Source organism: Spongiactinospora sp. 9N601 (assembly GCF_044326295.1).
GTDB lineage: Bacteria > Actinomycetota > Actinomycetes > Streptosporangiales > Streptosporangiaceae > Spongiactinospora > Spongiactinospora gelatinilytica.
Map to the genome: position 1 here is coordinate 372,782 of NZ_JBIRBB010000004.1, position 14,995 is coordinate 387,776.

16 protein-coding genes are annotated in these 14,995 nt (G+C 69.4%); 8 read left to right on the forward strand and 8 right to left on the reverse strand.

Features of this window, described 5'->3' with window-relative positions:
• From ACH34R_RS11535 to ACH34R_RS11550, 4 genes are read left to right on the forward strand one after another with little or no spacing between them, the layout of a single operon-like run.
• Nucleotides 1-912, forward strand: a complete 912-nt coding sequence (locus ACH34R_RS11535; RefSeq protein ID WP_397561350.1) for a branched-chain amino acid ABC transporter permease — start codon at nt 1-3, stop codon at nt 910-912.
• Nucleotides 909-2,453, forward strand: coding sequence for a branched-chain amino acid ABC transporter permease (locus ACH34R_RS11540; protein WP_397561351.1), 1,545 nt, complete (start codon nt 909-911; stop codon nt 2,451-2,453). Before ACH34R_RS11535 ends, ACH34R_RS11540 begins: the two co-directional genes overlap by 4 nt.
• Nucleotides 2,450-3,208 (forward strand): ABC transporter ATP-binding protein, encoded by a 759-nt coding sequence (locus tag ACH34R_RS11545; protein WP_397561352.1) that lies wholly within the window; start codon nt 2,450-2,452, stop codon nt 3,206-3,208. Before ACH34R_RS11540 ends, ACH34R_RS11545 begins: the two co-directional genes overlap by 4 nt.
• Nucleotides 3,202-3,900 carry an ABC transporter ATP-binding protein gene (locus ACH34R_RS11550; RefSeq protein ID WP_397561353.1) on the forward strand — a complete coding sequence of 233 codons (699 nt, stop codon included), beginning with the start codon at nt 3,202-3,204 and terminating at the stop codon, nt 3,898-3,900. Before ACH34R_RS11545 ends, ACH34R_RS11550 begins: the two co-directional genes overlap by 7 nt.
• A 599-nt stretch (nt 3,901-4,499) precedes the next feature.
• On the opposite strand, the gene ACH34R_RS11555 is transcribed toward ACH34R_RS11550, so the two are convergent.
• From ACH34R_RS11555 to ACH34R_RS11570, 4 genes are read right to left on the reverse strand one after another with little or no spacing between them, the layout of a single operon-like run.
• Nucleotides 4,500-6,053 carry an MFS transporter gene (locus ACH34R_RS11555; protein WP_397561354.1) on the reverse strand — a complete coding sequence of 518 codons (1,554 nt, stop codon included), beginning with the start codon at nt 6,051-6,053 and terminating at the stop codon, nt 4,500-4,502.
• Nucleotides 6,044-6,388 carry an aldo/keto reductase gene (locus ACH34R_RS11560; RefSeq protein WP_397561355.1) on the reverse strand — a complete coding sequence of 115 codons (345 nt, stop codon included), beginning with the start codon at nt 6,386-6,388 and terminating at the stop codon, nt 6,044-6,046. Before ACH34R_RS11560 ends, ACH34R_RS11555 begins: the two co-directional genes overlap by 10 nt.
• A complete protein-coding gene (locus tag ACH34R_RS11565; protein WP_397561356.1) occupies nt 6,378-6,632 on the reverse strand; it encodes an aldo/keto reductase in 255 nt (84 codons plus the stop codon). The genes ACH34R_RS11560 and ACH34R_RS11565 overlap by 11 nt, the downstream gene beginning before the upstream one ends.
• Nucleotides 6,629-7,240 carry an NADPH-dependent FMN reductase gene (locus ACH34R_RS11570; protein WP_397561357.1) on the reverse strand — a complete coding sequence of 204 codons (612 nt, stop codon included), beginning with the start codon at nt 7,238-7,240 and terminating at the stop codon, nt 6,629-6,631. Before ACH34R_RS11570 ends, ACH34R_RS11565 begins: the two co-directional genes overlap by 4 nt.
• A gap of 104 nt (nt 7,241-7,344) precedes the next feature.
• Here ACH34R_RS11570 and ACH34R_RS11575 point away from each other — a divergent pair, with 104 nt between their 5' ends.
• Entirely contained in the window at nt 7,345-8,004 is a 660-nt protein-coding gene (locus tag ACH34R_RS11575; protein ID WP_397561358.1) for a TetR/AcrR family transcriptional regulator, read from the forward strand.
• Nucleotides 8,005-8,186: 182 nt separating this feature from the next.
• Here ACH34R_RS11575 and ACH34R_RS11580 read toward each other — a convergent pair whose 3' ends face one another.
• Both ACH34R_RS11580 and ACH34R_RS11585 read right to left on the reverse strand, forming a co-directional pair.
• The gene (locus ACH34R_RS11580) at nt 8,187-8,438 is read right to left on the reverse strand and encodes a helix-turn-helix domain-containing protein (protein WP_397561359.1); all 252 of its coding nucleotides are present in this window, start codon (nt 8,436-8,438) and stop codon (nt 8,187-8,189) included.
• Nucleotides 8,438-8,842 (reverse strand): hypothetical protein, encoded by a 405-nt coding sequence (locus ACH34R_RS11585; RefSeq protein ID WP_397561360.1) that lies wholly within the window; start codon nt 8,840-8,842, stop codon nt 8,438-8,440. The genes ACH34R_RS11580 and ACH34R_RS11585 overlap by 1 nt, the downstream gene beginning before the upstream one ends.
• 601 nt (nt 8,843-9,443) lie before the next feature.
• Between ACH34R_RS11585 and ACH34R_RS11590 the strand changes: the two genes are divergently transcribed.
• The gene (locus tag ACH34R_RS11590; RefSeq protein WP_397561361.1) at nt 9,444-10,100 is read left to right on the forward strand and encodes a hypothetical protein; all 657 of its coding nucleotides are present in this window, start codon (nt 9,444-9,446) and stop codon (nt 10,098-10,100) included.
• A gap of 81 nt (nt 10,101-10,181) precedes the next feature.
• Here the strand turns inward: ACH34R_RS11590 and ACH34R_RS11595 are convergent, their stop codons facing one another.
• Nucleotides 10,182-10,400: a hypothetical protein gene (locus ACH34R_RS11595; protein WP_397561362.1), complete on the reverse strand. Its 219-nt coding sequence runs from the start codon at nt 10,398-10,400 to the stop codon at nt 10,182-10,184.
• A gap of 27 nt (nt 10,401-10,427) precedes the next feature.
• On the opposite strand from ACH34R_RS11595, the gene ACH34R_RS11600 reads away from it, so the two are divergent.
• Both ACH34R_RS11600 and ACH34R_RS11605 read left to right on the forward strand, forming a co-directional pair.
• Nucleotides 10,428-11,327: an aminoglycoside phosphotransferase family protein gene (locus tag ACH34R_RS11600; protein ID WP_397561363.1), complete on the forward strand. Its 900-nt coding sequence runs from the start codon at nt 10,428-10,430 to the stop codon at nt 11,325-11,327.
• Between the two features lie 152 nt (nt 11,328-11,479).
• A complete protein-coding gene (locus ACH34R_RS11605) occupies nt 11,480-12,718 on the forward strand; it encodes an MFS transporter (protein WP_397561364.1) in 1,239 nt (412 codons plus the stop codon).
• Nucleotides 12,719-13,733: 1,015 nt separating this feature from the next.
• Here the strand turns inward: ACH34R_RS11605 and ACH34R_RS11610 are convergent.
• On the reverse strand, nt 13,734-14,990 hold the full coding sequence (locus ACH34R_RS11610) for a hypothetical protein (RefSeq protein WP_397561365.1): 1,257 nt from the start codon (nt 14,988-14,990) through the stop codon (nt 13,734-13,736).
• Nucleotides 14,991-14,995 lie beyond the last annotated feature (5 nt).

Sequence of the window (14,995 nt, forward strand, 5' to 3'; positions counted from 1 at the left end):
GTGGCGACCCTTGCCCAGCAGATCGTCAACGGCCTGGTGCTGGGTGCGCTGATCGGGTTGATCGCACTCGGGTACACCATGGTCTACGGCATCGTCCAGTTGATCAACTTCGCCCACGGTGAGGTGTTCATGGTGGGCGCGTTCGGCGCCCACTTCATCTCGCTGTACGTGCTGCCCGTGGGCGTGCCCTGGTACGCGGCCCTGCCGGTGATGTTCCTGGCCGCGGTGGCGGTCTCGGTCGTCGTCGCGATGGCCATGGAACGGCTGGCGTACCGGCCGCTGCGCGGCGCGCACACGCTGGCCCCGTTGATCACCGCGCTGGGCGTGTCGATCCTGCTCCAGGAGGTCGTCCGGGTGTTCTACCCGGGCGCGACCGCGCCGCTGCCGTTCCCCCGGGCCTTCCCGGACGGCAGCCTCGCCGTCGGCCCGGTGACCGTGCTGTGGACGGGCGTGCTCGCCCTGACCGTCGCCCCGCTGCTGGGCGCGGCCGTACACCTGTACGTCGAGCGCTCCCGGCTCGGCCGCGCCATGCGGGCCACCGCCCAGGACGCCGACGCCGCCCGCCTGATGGGCATCGACACCGACCGGGTGACGCTGGCGACCTTCGTGATCGGCGGGGTGCTGGCCGGGGTGGGGGCGGTGCTCTACGGCATCCACTACACCCAGATCGACACCGCGATCGGCTTCCAGAACGGCATCTTCGCCTTCACCGCCGCCGTGCTCGGCGGCATCGGCAGCATCCGCGGAGCGATGCTGGGGGCGCTGTGCCTCGGTCTGGTCAAGTCATTGGCCGGGCAGTACGCGTGGGGCGGCGCCCAGTACGACTACGTGTGGGTGTTCGTGCTGCTGATCCTGGTGCTGATGTTCCGCCCGCAGGGATTCCTGGGCCGGCCGGAAAGGGTGCGCGCGTGACGATCCTGGTTGACGCCACCGAGGAAAAGCACACGAGCCCGGCGCGCTCTCGCCCCGACCTGCTCGCCCTGGCGGGCGCGGCGCTGGTCCTGGTCGGCGCACTGCTGCCGTGGGCCGCTTTCGTACTACCCGGCGGGGCCTACCCCGACCGGGCCACGTTGCAGTTCTTCGACGCCCCGCACCTGGTCAGCGGCTTCCGGCTGCACCTGGTGCTGCTGGGCCTGGCCGGTCTGGCGGGCCGGGCGCGCAGGCCGGCGGGCATCGGGGTGGTCGTCATCGCGGTGGTCCACCTGGCGTTCCTGATCGGCCTCGGCGCGCCGTCCGCGGGCGGGCCGGTCGCGCTGGTGGGCGGGGCGCTGCTGGTGTGGCGGCGGCCGGCCGTACCGGCTCTGTCGTTGCCGCTCCCGGGTCGCGCGCTCGCCTGGCCCGCGCTGCTGGCCGCCTTCGCCGGCCTGCTCTGGCTGGTGTCGGCCACCCTGACCGCGGGCGGCCAGAGCCGGGCCACCAATCCGCACGGCGGCGCGGAGTTCCTCGCCTTCTGTGGCTTCGCCTTCGCCCTGGTCGGAGTGCTGTCCGCGTACGGGGTCCTGGCCTGGCTCGCCGCCCTGACCCAGCGGCACCGGATCTTCGCCTTCACCGTCATGCTGGCCTGCGCGCTGCTGCTGCCGGTGACCGGCGCGGGCACCGGCTACTGGATGACCGTGGCCTCCACCATCGGCGTGTACGCGGCCACCGCGATCGGGCTCAACATCGTCGTCGGCCTGGCCGGCCTGCTCGACCTCGGTTACGTGGCCTTCCTCGGCATCGGCGCGTTCACCGCGGCGAACCTCGCGCACAGCGTCCCCTTCCCGGTCGCGGCGCTCGCCGGGGCCGCCGTCGCGGGCTTCTTCGGCGTCGTGGTCGGCGCGCCCACGCTGCGCGTACGCGGCGACTACCTGGCCATCGTGACCCTCGCCTTCGGCGAGATCTTCTTCCGGGCGGCGCAGAACGACATCGGCGGTCTCACCGGCGGCGTCAACGCGATCCCCGGCATCCCGCCGATCACGCTGTTCGGGCAGGCGTTCAACCAGCCGGTCGGCGCGCTGCCCGGCGGGTTCCTGTACTACGGGCTCGCGGTGCTGATGGTGGCGGCGGCCATGGTCGTCCTGGTCAACCTCAAGCACAGCCGTACCGGGCGGGCCTGGGAGGCGATCAGGGAGGACGAGGACGTGGCCAGGGCCATGGGCGTGCGCACCGGGCGGGCCAAGATCCTCGCCTTCCTGGTGGGCGCCACGATGGCGGGCCTGGCGGGCGCGGTCTTCGCGCACAAGCTGGGCACGGTCGGCTACGAGAGCTTCGACTTCAGCGAGTCCGTCACGCTGCTGGCCGCGGTCATCCTGGGCGGGATGGGCACCGTGCCCGGCGCGGTCGTGGGCGCGTCGCTGCTGTTCGTGCTGCCGGAGAAGCTGCGCGAGTTCAGCGACTACCGGCTGATGCTGTTCGGGCTCGCACTCATCCTGATCATGCGGTTCCGGCCACGGGGGTTGGTGTCGTCGTCATGACCTTGATCGCGGAACGCGTCTCCATGCGGTTCGGCGGGCTGGTGGCGCTGGAGGACGTCTCGCTCGCCGTACCCGACACCGGCATCGTCGGCCTGATCGGCCCGAACGGCGCCGGCAAGACCACCCTGTTCAACTGCCTGACCGGCCTGTCCGCCCCCACCTCCGGGCGGATCACGCTCGGCGGGCGGCCACTGCCCGCCGACCCCGCCGAGGCCATGCGCGGCGGGGTGGCGCGGACCTTCCAGAACATCCGCCTTTTTGGTGAGATGTCGGTACTGGACAACGTCCTGGTGGGCCGGCACAGCCGGATCAGGCAGTCGCTGCTCGGCGCGCTGGTACGCAGCCCCGGCTTCCGCCGCAGCGAGACCGAGGCCGCCGAACGGGCCCGCGCCGAACTCACCTTCGTCGGACTCGACCCCGACGGCCGCCGCCCGGCCAGCAGCCTGTCCTACGGCGACCAGCGCCGGGTGGAGATCGCCAGGGCACTGGCCGGCGACCCGGCGGTGCTCATGCTGGACGAGCCCACCGCGGGCATGAACGGCGCCGAGACCGCCGCCATCGGCACCCTGATCCGCGGCATCCGCGACCGGGGGATCGCCGTGGTGGTGATCGAGCACGACACCAAGTTCATCTTCTCCCTCTGTGACCACGTCCACGTCCTGGTGCGCGGGCGGATGCTGGTGGAGGGCCCGCCCACGTCCGTGCGGGACGACCCACGGGTCATCGAGGCGTACCTGGGGACGGCCGAATGCTAGAGGTACACGGACTGTCGGTCGCCTACGGCGCCATCGAGGCGGTGAAGGACATCAGCTTCACCGTCGCCGAAGGGCAGATCGTCTGCCTGGTCGGCGCGAACGGCGCGGGCAAGACCACCACCCTGCGCACGATCTCCGGGCTGCTCCGTCCGGTTCGTGGGGAGATCATCTTCGGGGGGCGGCCGATCCACCGGCTGCCCGCGCACGCCGTACTGGCCGCGGGCATCGCGCACTGCCCCGAGGGCCGCAGGCTGTTCACCGGCCTCACCGTCGAGGAGAACCTGCTGCTCGGCGCGCACCTGCGCCGGGACCGCCAGATCGAGTCCGATCTGGCCCGCGTGTACGACCTCTTCCCGGTACTCGGCGAGCGGCGGACGGAGCGGGCCGGGCTGTTCTCCGGCGGCGAGCAGCAGATGGTGGCCATCGGCCGGGCGATGATGGCCCGCCCGAGGCTGGTCATGTTCGACGAGCCCACCATGGGCCTGTCCCCGATCATGATCCAGCGGATCATGGACACCCTCGCCCTGCTCCGCGACCAGGGCACCACCATCCTCATGGTCGAGCAGAACGCCCTGGCCGCCCTCACCCTCGCCGACCACGGCCACGTCGTGGACCTCGGCCGCACCACCCTCCAAGGCCCCGGCGAGCACCTGCTCGCCGACCCTCGCATCCGCGAGGCGTACCTCGGCTGAACGCCGAGGCGACGGGGGGCGTCGCGCTCAGCGGGCAAGCCCCAGCCCGCTGAGCGCGCCAGCCCCACCTCCTGCGGTACCGCGCTCCCGCGCGCAATCGTCTTCGCTTCGCTCAGCCGTGTTCCCTGTGTCGGGCTTCGCCCGACGCCTTGCGCCACCAGCTTGACGGTCACCACACCAAGGGCGCTATGACAATCCCAGGCTTTGATCACACGGGGTCATCCGCCGAATCGACGCCCCCACACCGCCGCCAGATGCGACGTTTCCCAGAATGCGCAATAGCAGGTATCTCAATGGCGGATGCCACACCCCGAGCCGCACCCGCCACTCTCCCCCCGACACCTCCTCGAATTCCCGCGCCCACAGGATCGGTATCGCGTACGCCCCCGCCAAATCCTGGACGTACCCCAGCACACCGAGCCCCACCACCTGGGCGGACCCGCTAGGTGATCGCGGCGGCCGGCGTCGGGAACCCGTGCGGCTTCACCCCGAGGCGGGGCGTGGTGGCCGCCACCTACGGGTCTTTACGAGCTTGGCCCGGCCTGAGATCACCAGGAGCGGCGATAGCGAGATCGCGAAGACGACGCAGGCGATGAACATCACTTCTCCAGCGGGAAATTCGAGGTGCGGTTGTCGGACGGCTGAGAGATCGGTTCGACCGTGGCAGGCGTGAGAGTCGCTTCGGAGCCAGAACCGGACGGGTGATCGGCGGCGGCTCGCCGTCGGGACGGGGCAAGGAAGGCCCAGACGGCCAGTGCGATCACGGTGCAGAGAGCGGCGACGGACCACAAAGCGAACTGCCAGGCGTCGGTGAACAGGGCGGCGTGCCGGGCCTGGTCTGGGCCGGTGAGGTCTCCTGCGGCGATCCGGGCGGCGGGCTGGGCGGCCCCGACCCGCGACTGGAGCAGGGTGATCAACCCGGTGCCGAAGGCCGTCATGGTCAGGGTGGAACCACCGGCGCGGATGGTGTTGAGCAGGCCGGTGGCCATGCCGATTCGGTCAGCCCCCACCTGGTTGAGCGCCTGGGCGTCGGCGAGGCCGGCTCCCAGCCCCAGGCCGATCCCGATGGTGGCCAGCGGGCCGAGGAGCTCCAGGGTGGTGATGGCGGGGTGGAGTACGGTGAGCCAGGCGTTGCCGGCCGCGATCAGCAGCAGGCTGAGGGTGATGAGGCGGCGGGGCGGGATGCCGCGGTTGATCAGCCGGGCGGCGACCTGCGGCAGAAGCAGGACCGGGGCGGTCAGCATCAGCATGCTCAGGCCCGCTGATCGGGCCGAGGAGGTGCCCGCGCCCTGCAGGTAGACGGGCAGGTAGACCTCCACCCCGGCGGGCCCGGCGACGACGAACAGGCCGGCCAGCGACCAGGCCATGAACCGCCGGTCGCGCAGCATGCTCAGATCGAGCACTGGATGGGGGCTGCGGTGCTCGATCCGGGTGAAGGCCACCAGCAGGAGCAGCCCGGCGCCGATGGGCCCGAACACCTGCGCCTCGCCCCACCCGGCCGCCGCCGCCTGATTGATCCCGAACATGACCAGCGCGAGAGCGCCGATGAGGGTGAGGGTGCCGGGAAGGTCGATCCTGTGCCGGTCGGCCGCCCGGGATTCCGGCATGAACCAGGTGGCCGCGCCCAGTACGAGGCCCACGGCGGCGAAGGCGGCGAACGTGGTCCGCCAGCCGAGGGAGTCCACCAGGGCGCCGGACAGGGCCGGGCCGGCGGCCAAACCTATGCCGGCGGTGGTGCCTGTGGCCGCGAACGCCCGGGTGCGGGCGGTCCCGGTGAAGGTGGCGCCGAGGATCGCGCCGCCGCCGGCCAGCACGCCGGCCGCGCCCATTCCCGACAGGGTCCTGGCCGCGTTCAGCAGCACGATGTCGTGGGCCAGGGCGCTGATCCCGGCTCCGGTGGTGTAGATGACGGCGCCGATGGCGAAGATGCGCCGACGTCCGAACAGGTCACCCAGCGAGCCGGCCACCAGCATCAGCGACGAGGCGGCAAGGAAGTAGCCGACGAGCACCCATTGCAGGGCCGGGCCGGAGGCGTGCAGGTCGGCCCCGATCTGCGGCAGCGCGACAGTCGTGCCGGACATCAGCATCGGCAGCGCGAGGAAGCCCAGCAGGACCGCGGCCAAGGTCACGGCCGGTCGGGGTTCTATGTCCATGGCAGTGGCCTTCCATCGAGCCTGGCGGAGGGCTCGCCGAACACCGCCGGACCGGCCTGGGCGAGGAAGTGGCCGAGAAGGCCGAGGGTGAGATCGGTGGCCGCATCGGACAGGCCGACCTGGAGGATCTTTCCGGCGCGGGCGGCCTCGTCCAGCGCCCTCATGGTCTCCTGGATCGGGGTGTGCCGGTCCCACCGATGGACCCGGTACAGGTCGAGATGCTCGGTACGCAGTCGGCGCAGGCCGGCTTCCAGGGACCGAGTGAGATTCTCGCGGTGACCGGCGCCGACATTGGGATCGCTGCCGTCGCGCGAGACGGTGTGCTCACCGGCCAAGACGAACCTGTCGCGGCGACCGGTCAGCAGTTCGCCCAGGGCCCAGGCTGGTCTCGCTCCGTCCGCCCGAGTAGGAGTTCGCGGTATCGATGAGGTTGCCGCCGGCCTCCCCGTACAGGGCCAAGACGCGAAGAGCCTTGTGGGACGAGGCGCCGATCTCTTCCTCACCGAGGGGCATCGCGCCGAGGAGGACCTCCGAGATCCGCAATCCCGTACGGCCCAGCAGCCGGTAGCGCATGCTCATGCGCCCGCCACCTGGCCGACTTCTTGGCGCAGCGGCTTGAGCGCCCGCGACCAGGCAATGACCTCGTCGAGCAACTCGTTCAGGGTCGGCTCCTGGTGCGGGCCGGGGGCGATGGTGCCGGGCTCGGCGGGATCGGTGATCTCGAAATCGGTGAAGGCCGAGAGCGCGACCTGAGTGCGCACGTTGGCGACCTGCAGTTCGGTCATGACCTGCCGCAGGTGCTCCACGGCGCGAACACCGCCATGAACGCCATGGCTGACGAACCCGGCAACCTTGTTGTTCCACTCGGCGAACAGGAAGTCGATGGCGTTCTTCAACGCGGCCGGGGCCGAGTGGTTGTACTCCGGGGTGACGAAGACGAATCCGTCGAAAGAGGCGATGGTCTGGGCCCACCGGTTGGTGTGGGGGTGGTGGTAGGTGCCGAAGAGGGCGGCCAGCGGCTCATCCAGTACCGGCAGGCTGTGTTCGGCCAGGTCGACGACCTCGAAGGCGACTTCTCCCGCGGTGACGGCGGGGTGATGGGCGGCGACTTGGGTGACCCAGCGGGCCGCGACCGCGGTCCGGCGGTGGGGGCGGGTGCTGCCGACGACAATGGCGATCCTGATCATGCGCTGTTCTCCTCACGAGGTGCCGCCCGAGTGCGGCATGAGGTAAAGTACAACGCTCATGGCAAAAAGTAAAACGAACATTGCAAATCAATGGAGGACCTCCGGTGACCAGTGAAGACAGCACGACACCCCGCCCTCGCCGGGCGCCGAGCGGCAAGCGGCAGGCGATCCTGGACGGCGCTCTGACGGTGTTCGCCCGCGACGGTTACACCCGTGCCAGCGTCGATGCGATCTCGGCCGAGGCAGGGGTGTCCACCCGGACCATCTACAACCACTTCACCGACAAGGCCGAACTGTTCCTCGTCGTGATCCAGGAGAGCGCACAGCAGGCCGCCGATATCCAAATCGCGATCATCGACCGCCACCTGCGCAAGGTCACCGACGTGGAGAGCGACCTCATCGAGTTCGGGCGGGACTGGGTGACGCCGAGGCCCGGCAGCGCCGCGCACTTCTCCTTGGTCAGGCAGATCACCGCCGAAGCGGGCCACATCCCCCAGGAAGCGATCGACGCCTGGCAGGAGACCGGGCCACGGCGGGTCCGCCGCGAACTGGCCGGCCACCTGCGGCGGTTGGCGAAGCAAAGCGTGCTCCGTGTCGACGACCCCGACCGCGCGGCGCTGCACCTGCTCCTACTGGTCTCGGCCGGGTTGCCGACGCATTACGCCACTCTGCCCGCCGAAAAGATCACCGAGACGGTCACCGCGGGCGTTCACACCTTCCTGCACGGCCACCGGCACCGCGTCGGTACACCCGGACACGAGTGACCTCTGGCCCTGGTCGCCGCGAACAGAGTTTCGAGCACAATCCCCTGCTCACCAAAGCCGGGCGCAGTCTTCGGAAAACGTTCGTTCATTGAAGGTCACGCGTCGAGAGTCCGGCATGGGCCCCTAGCTAGGCCATGGCCTGGACCTGCTGATCTATGGCTCGATGGGATTGGCCGGTCTTCTTACGTTTCCCGTTGTTCGCCGGAGTTCTCGGCGCCTCTGTACCGCAGCAGGTCACCGGGTTGGCAGTCGAGTTCTTCGCACAGGCGGGAAAGTGTGCTGAAGCGGATGGCTTTCGCGTGCCCATTTTTGAGGATCGACAGGTTGGCGAGGGTGATTCCCACCCTCATGGACAACTCGGTGAGGGTGAGGCCACGTTCGGCAAGGATCTCGCCCAGCGCGATCTCGATGCCGTGCGCGGGTTCGCCTTCCATCAGACGGTTCCTTCGAGGTCCTCAAGCATGAGGCGGCCTTTCCGGATGATTTCGGAGACGGCGAGTGCGGAGAGCCCGACGAGCGCACCGCCGGTGAAGGCGGCCGGGGACAGGTCCCCGTAGTACGCGCCGACGCCGAGGGCATGGATGGAGAGCGTACTTCGGATCATGTCGGCGGTGAGCGGGATCACCGCCGCGCCGACGAGCTGGACCACGCCGATCAGGCGCAGACGTCGGGTGGCCTGTGCGGAGAACAGGGCGCGGTCGCTCTTGAGACCGCCGGCCAGGAGCCGGGCCAGCCACCAGAACGACAGGACGTTCACCACGGTCAGCGGCAGCCAGGTCAGGAGGTGGTAGAACCCGATGGCGGGATCCGCTCCCGCCACGAGCACGGTAGCGTCCACGTGGTCGCTGTTGAGTTCGACTCCCGAAGGGAGGGGACCGCTGCGTGCAGCCCCCGTAACCAGGACCTGCCGCGGCCCCCGAGCCCTCCGGCTCCTGATCCCGGTGTCGAAGTCGGCTGTCTCATGCGAGCCTCCTTATCGATTATCGATACTATCGAAAAACGATAAGCCACAATCTCGGGTGCGCGCAATCCCGGGACGTCTGATGCCGCCGCGCATCACGCCCGGGCCACCCGGTGCAGCACACGGAGAAGGCGTTCGATCTCGGTGCCGTGGTCGGCAGGTCGGCAACGCTCACGCCGGTCGCGTCCTTGGTCGCGTAGGCAAGTGGCGACTGCGTTTGCCGGTGAGGAGTAGCAGCGTTCTCGGGCTTGCGGTGGGACGATGAGTGTGCTGCAAAGGGTTATGTGGGAGCGAACGAGGTGCACGTTCGCGAGGACGACGTAGCTGGGCACGTGCGTTGCAGCCGCGAGACCCCGGCGTGTGTTGCGCGGCGCCGGTGGCACGACGACGGAGAGGGGAGAAGGACATGTCGCCGTGGGGCCTCGTTGCAGTGGGACAGGAGACGGATTCGTCGTGGTATCTCCCCGTGGGAGTGCTTGTGGGTGGGGTGCTGTTCATGCTGTGCCTCGCGGGCTTTCCGCTGTGGATACGCGACAGTTGGAAGCACCGGCGCGTGATGCGGGAGCTCGGTCGCACGCAGGCGGAGAAGATCGTCGAAATGCGGGCCGCCCGCAGCGGAAACCGTAACCTGGGAACACTGGTGCACGTGTTCGACAACCAGCCGCCGCAACGGCCACTGAAGTCCTCGATCCGGGTATCGGTGATCAGCGCCGCGGTCTTGGTGGCCACCGTCGGAGCGATGGTGTGGGATCTCACCCCCTCTTCCTCCGGCCACGTCGTCCCGATCGGCGGTTTCGCCTCGGTGGCCGGCCTGGCCTTCACCGTCATGGTCTTCTCGACCCGGAACGTGATCCACTACCGGCGGCATCGCGATGAGCAATTCCAGCTGTACCAGGGCGGCTTCGTCCACGTCGACGCCCGCGGCACACGCTCGATCCCCTGGGACGACATAGAGGCCGTTGACTACAACTTCAACGAGGGCGAGCGGGGTCCCGCCGCCAAGGTGCGAATCCGTGACGGATCTCGGATCGGCATCCCACGCACGATCCAGCACGCAAGGAACCTCGTGGACCTGATCAGTGGAGCCGTCTACCGCGGACATTACCCAGGTCAACCCACGACTTCCGGCGACTGACCGATTCCACCGATGCCCTTGCGGGCGTGGTCGACGCCCAGAGTCGGCTGTCACCGACGGAGTCGCGGCCATGGACGTAGGTCACGTGGTGGCGAAGGCGCGGCACCCTTCGGCGCCGAGTTCGGCCTCACCACGGGAGGACCCGGATTCGCCGGGTGGGTCGAGCACTGGGCCGCCCAAAAGCCCTGGTTCGATTCCGCCTGAGCCAAGGATCATGACGCCACCTGGGTACAGCACACGGAGCTTTGCCGCTTTCGAGCTGACCCGCAGACCTTCGACTTTGCCCAGCCAGGCGTTCACCCTGCCGCCTCAGTACAGTGACTTCGCATGACCGACGCCGAGATCGAGATCACCGCAGATCTGGTCCGTGACCTGCTGCAGGAGCAACATCCGGACCTTGCGGGGCTGGCCATCCGCGAGGTGGCGGGCGGGTGGGGCAACCAGATGTGGCGTCTCGGGGATGAGTTGGCCGTGCGCATGCAGCGCATGGACCCCACCCCGGAGCTCCAGCTCAAGGAGCGGCGGTGGCTACCCGTACTGGCTCCGCGCCTGCCGCTGCCGGTGCCGACTCCGGTGCGGTTCGGCGAGCCGTCCGAGCGTTTCCCCAAGCACTGGACCGTGATGACGTGGGTTCCCGGCGAGCCGTTGGATCATGGCTCGATCAGCCGTGGCGCCCACGCGGCCGACACGTTGGCGGGTTTCCTCCGGGCGCTTCATGTGGAGGCGCCCGCCGATGCGCCGGTCGCCACGGACCGTGGTGCCCATCCCAGGGACTGCACGGACGGTTTCGAGTACTTCTTTCAGGCCGTTGCCCCCGACGACATCGCCGCCGCCGAGGTCCGGGCCGTATGGGACGACGCCGTCGCGGCTCACGCGTGGGAGGGCCCGCCGGTGTGGGTGCACGGCGACCTCCATCCCGCGAACGTCGTCGTCTCGGACGGAACGCTCTCGGGCATCGTCGATTTCGGCGACATGTTCGCCGGCGATCCGGCGTGGGACCTCGCCGCCGCATGGTTGCTGCTGCCCGCGGGTACGGCCTCACGGTTCTTCGACATGTACGCGCATGCGGACGAAGCGGCGATCCGGCGCGCCCGCGGGCTGGCCGCGATGAAGAGCCTCTTTCTGATGCTCATGGGGCAGAACGGAGAGCGGGGCCTTCCCGGCGGCAAGCCGAACTGGGGACCCATAGGCCGCGCGGCACTTGATCGTGTTCTGAAGGGCGTTTGACGCGCGCTTCTTTGGGTGAGGGTCACGCGGCAGTCCATGTTCGTGCGCTGGGACGGCGCCACTGGGCGGGGTGTACGCGAACGAGATGACCGGCCTCAGGTGGCCCCGAGGAGATAGTTCGGCGTTTTCGCCGAGGCGGAGGAGAACGGTCGATGAGGGCCATGTTCGCCCCGCTGTCCATCCCCGTTTTCCGGCGGGTGTGGGCAGGACAGGTGATGAACCTGACCGGGGACGCCGCGTACGGGGTGTCGGTGGCGCTGTTGCTGCTACCCCGCGAGGACGCACCCCGTGCGCTGGGGACGGTGCTCGGTATGTCCGCACTCGGCGGGATCGTCTCCATTCTCGTGGGAGGCGCGCTGGCCGACCGGCACCGCAGGGCCCGGATCATCATCGTCTCCGACCTGCTGCGCGCCGCCGCCGTCACCGGCGTCCTCCTCGCGGGGCCGTTCGCGCCGCTGTGGCTGCTGGGGGCGTTGTCCGGGTTGCTGGGTGTCGGGACGGGTCTGTACCGCCCGGCGTACATGGCGATATTGCCGAGCCTGGTGCCGCCGGATCGGCTGCCCGGTGCCAACGCGCTGCGCTCGACCACGAACCGGCTGACGACCCTTCTGGGGGCCGCCGCCGGAGGGGCCCTGTCGGTGGCGACGTCGCCGCAGTGGGCGCTGGGCGTTAACGTCGTGACCTTCGTCGTCGGCATCCTCACCCTTGCCGGGGTGCCGGAGGTGGTAGCCGAGGCGCCGGAAGGCCGGCCCCGGCTGGCCGCCGAGATCGCCGACGGCCTGCGTTACGTCTCCTCGCGTACGTGGATGGCCGCGGTGATGATCCAGGGGACCGTCCAGATGGCGCTGGTCGCCGCGCCGGTTGCGCTGATCCTGCCGGTGCTCACCGGGCGTGAGGGTGCGTGGTACGGGTGGATCGTGGCCGCGGAGGCCGCCGGCGCGTTCTTGGGGGCGGGTCTGGCGGCCGGCATCCGGTCCCGCTCCCGGGGCTGGATCGCCATGCTCGCCCTGCTGGCCCAAGCGCCCCAGACGGTGGCCCTGACACTGGCGGCGCACCCGTCGATCATCTTGGCGGCCTCAGCCCTGACGGGTGCGGGGCTGGCGGTGTTCGCCGTACTGTGGACGACCGCGTTGCAGACCGGAGTGCCCGCGCGGTACCTGGGCCGGGTGTTCTCGGTGGACGGGCTGGCCACGGCCGGGTTGAGCCCGGTCGGCTATGTGGTCGCGGGGTGGCTGCTCGCCGACCTCGGCACCGCCACGCTGGCCGGGTTCGCCGGTATCGCCCTGGTCGTCTCGATCGTCGCCGTGCTCCCGATCCCGGGCCTGCGCCGGTTCGGCGAGATCGACGATCGACAGCCACAACGGAGGATAAGCGGGGAGCCGATCCAATGATGAATGGAAATGTCGCCACGTGGACGTACCGGCCGTCCCCAAGACTCACGTCCGTATGCTCGACGATGCGGCCATGAGAGAGCATGGCCCTACGCGTATGCGAGCCTATTCCTGTGTGAACATCCCAGAATCAATCGACATTATCCGGCGTAAAGCTGAAAGTGACGGCCCCGAGGAGATTGGTTGGGGGTGGAGGTTCGTCCACGGCAGGGACGGCCTTGCCGCTGTGCTGGTGGAGCGTCAGGTCCGATGGCCGGACGCATTCCAACCTCCGAGGAAGTGCCGCCCCCGCGACCACGCGCCTTGGTCGAGGGCTTGGCACGGTACGCCGCCTCGATGAGCCGCCCAGAACCCATGATGTCGGTATGTCTACTCATTCTGGAGACCGCGAAGCGTCTATTCCGGAGGTACGGTCACGGACTATATCCGCGGCGAATGCATCGGCGTCGGCAATGAGCTCGTCGCGGCGGGCGAGAAACCAAAGCTTCCGAAGCGCTACCAACTCGGCGACCAGTCGCGCGCTGGAGGTCGCTATGGCCGGAGTCTTCCCAGTCGAGGAGGCGGACCTGCTGGTCGCGGCCGTCCCACAGGTAGTTGGCGTGGTTGCCGTCGGACAGGCCGAGGACGGGCGGCAGCGGATTAGAGATCAGGCGATCGGGGGCGGGGGTGGCCAGTCACGTTCTGCCCTTCTGCCGGTGACCGGAAGGCTCCTCCCAGGCATCTCGTGCCGGCTGAGGATGGCCCCGCCGAGGCTATAGCAGGGCAGGGTGCGAGGCCGGTCATGTGTGATTGAGACTGGTGACAAGTAATCGCGGGCAGTGTTGATCGTTTAGCCGGTGGCGCTAGCGGTCGGGCGGAGCCCGACATGGGAAACGCGGCTGAGCGGAGCGAAGGCGATTGCGCGCGGTAGCGCGGTTTTTCTCGCGCGGTAGCGCGGTTCTTTTTCGTGCGGTAGCGCGGTTCTTTTTCGTGCGGGGGCGCGGCCCCTGCTTTGGGCGGGGGCCGCGCTGGGTTTTTAGATGTGGGGGCGTTCGTCTACTACGGGGAGGACTTTGCCGCTGCGGGGGTTTATGGCCAGGGTGGAGGGGTGGGCCCATTCGATGGACAGGGGGTGGACTGTGCCGGCGGTGACGCTTTCTGGGTACATGGGCTTGGCGGCGTAGATGGCTTTGATCAACTGGTCGGTCAGGTCGGTGGGGGGTTCCGAGGCGCAGGAGATGCGGAGGAGGAGGCCGTCGCGGCCGTTCCAGCGGCGTTGGACCAGTTGGAGCTGGGAACCGGACAGGGCCGGGGCGGCCTCGGTGAGGACCTTGCGGATGTCGGCGACGCCCATGGGGACGTTCGCGACCCTGGCGCCCTCGGTGGTACGGCCGACCAGGCGGAACCTGCGGCACTCCGCGTCGGTCCATTCGGCGAGGTCGCCGACGGGGTAGCGGATGATGGGCATCAGGGTTCGGAAGAGGTTGGTGACCACGACCCGGCCGGGGCGGCTGGGGGTGGTGATCGGGGCGGCGGTGGCCTCGTCGATCAGTTCGACCACGGTCCGGTTGGGGAATGCCTCGTGGACCCGTACGTCGCCGCCCGGGACCGGGGCGCCGATCAGGCCGCCGTCCACCGACGCGTAGCCCAGGGAGGCGATGGTCGCCCGGGGGAACGCCTTGGCCAGTACCGGCCGCAGGTCGTCGAAGAGCAGGTCGCCGGCGAACAGCAGCAGTTCCACCGAGTCGGCGGCCCCGCCCCGTGAAGTCACCTCCTCGGCCACCCGGGCCAGCTTGTTGGGCAGCCCGGCCAGTACGTTGATGCCGAGGGTGCCGATCAGGCCGGCGATGAAGTCGTCGGCCGCGTGCCCGGCGATCGGCAGCCGGACGTTCTCCACCGGCGCGTTGTGCAGCGAGTGCTCGATGTAGAGGAACCCGCCGTACAGTTCCCCGGCCAGGAACAGGTTGGCCACCCGGTGCCCCGGCCGCAGCCCGGCCGCGACCATGCCCGCGCCGAAGGCGGTCACCGAGTCGGCGTGTTCGGTGCGGGTCCAGGGGGAGAACTTCGGTGCGCCGGTCGTACCGCCGGAGGTGTAGATGGCGGCGTCGGTCAGCGGGCCGGTCAGCAGCCGGTTGTCCGGCCAGGTGTTGGCGGCCCAGAAGGCGGTCTGGTCGATGATCGGCAGTTCGGTCAGTTCGGCGACGCCCTGGGGGAGGTCGCGGTACAGCTCGCCGTAGAAGGGCGAGTTACGGCGGGCGAAGTCGATCAGTTCGCGGAGCGGTCGGGCGGGCATGTGCC

Bases quoted from the DNA above. Each gene is read 5' to 3' on its own strand.
- ACH34R_RS11545 (WP_397561352.1), top strand. From the start codon at position 2,450: ATGACCTTGATCGCGGAACGCGTCTCCATGCGGTTCGGCGGGCTGGTG.
- ACH34R_RS11550 (WP_397561353.1), top strand. From the start codon at position 3,202: ATGCTAGAGGTACACGGACTGTCGGTCGCCTACGGCGCCATCGAGGCG.
- ACH34R_RS11555 (WP_397561354.1), bottom strand. From the start codon at position 6,053: ATGGACATAGAACCCCGACCGGCCGTGACCTTGGCCGCGGTCCTGCTG.
- ACH34R_RS11565 (WP_397561356.1), bottom strand. From the start codon at position 6,632: ATGAGCATGCGCTACCGGCTGCTGGGCCGTACGGGATTGCGGATCTCG.
- ACH34R_RS11570 (WP_397561357.1), bottom strand. From the start codon at position 7,240: ATGATCAGGATCGCCATTGTCGTCGGCAGCACCCGCCCCCACCGCCGG.
- ACH34R_RS11580 (WP_397561359.1), bottom strand. From the start codon at position 8,438: ATGGAAGGCGAACCCGCGCACGGCATCGAGATCGCGCTGGGCGAGATC.
- ACH34R_RS11600 (WP_397561363.1), top strand. From the start codon at position 10,428: ATGACCGACGCCGAGATCGAGATCACCGCAGATCTGGTCCGTGACCTG.
- ACH34R_RS11605 (WP_397561364.1), top strand. From the start codon at position 11,480: ATGAGGGCCATGTTCGCCCCGCTGTCCATCCCCGTTTTCCGGCGGGTG.
- ACH34R_RS11610 (WP_397561365.1), bottom strand. From the start codon at position 14,990: ATGCCCGCCCGACCGCTCCGCGAACTGATCGACTTCGCCCGCCGTAAC.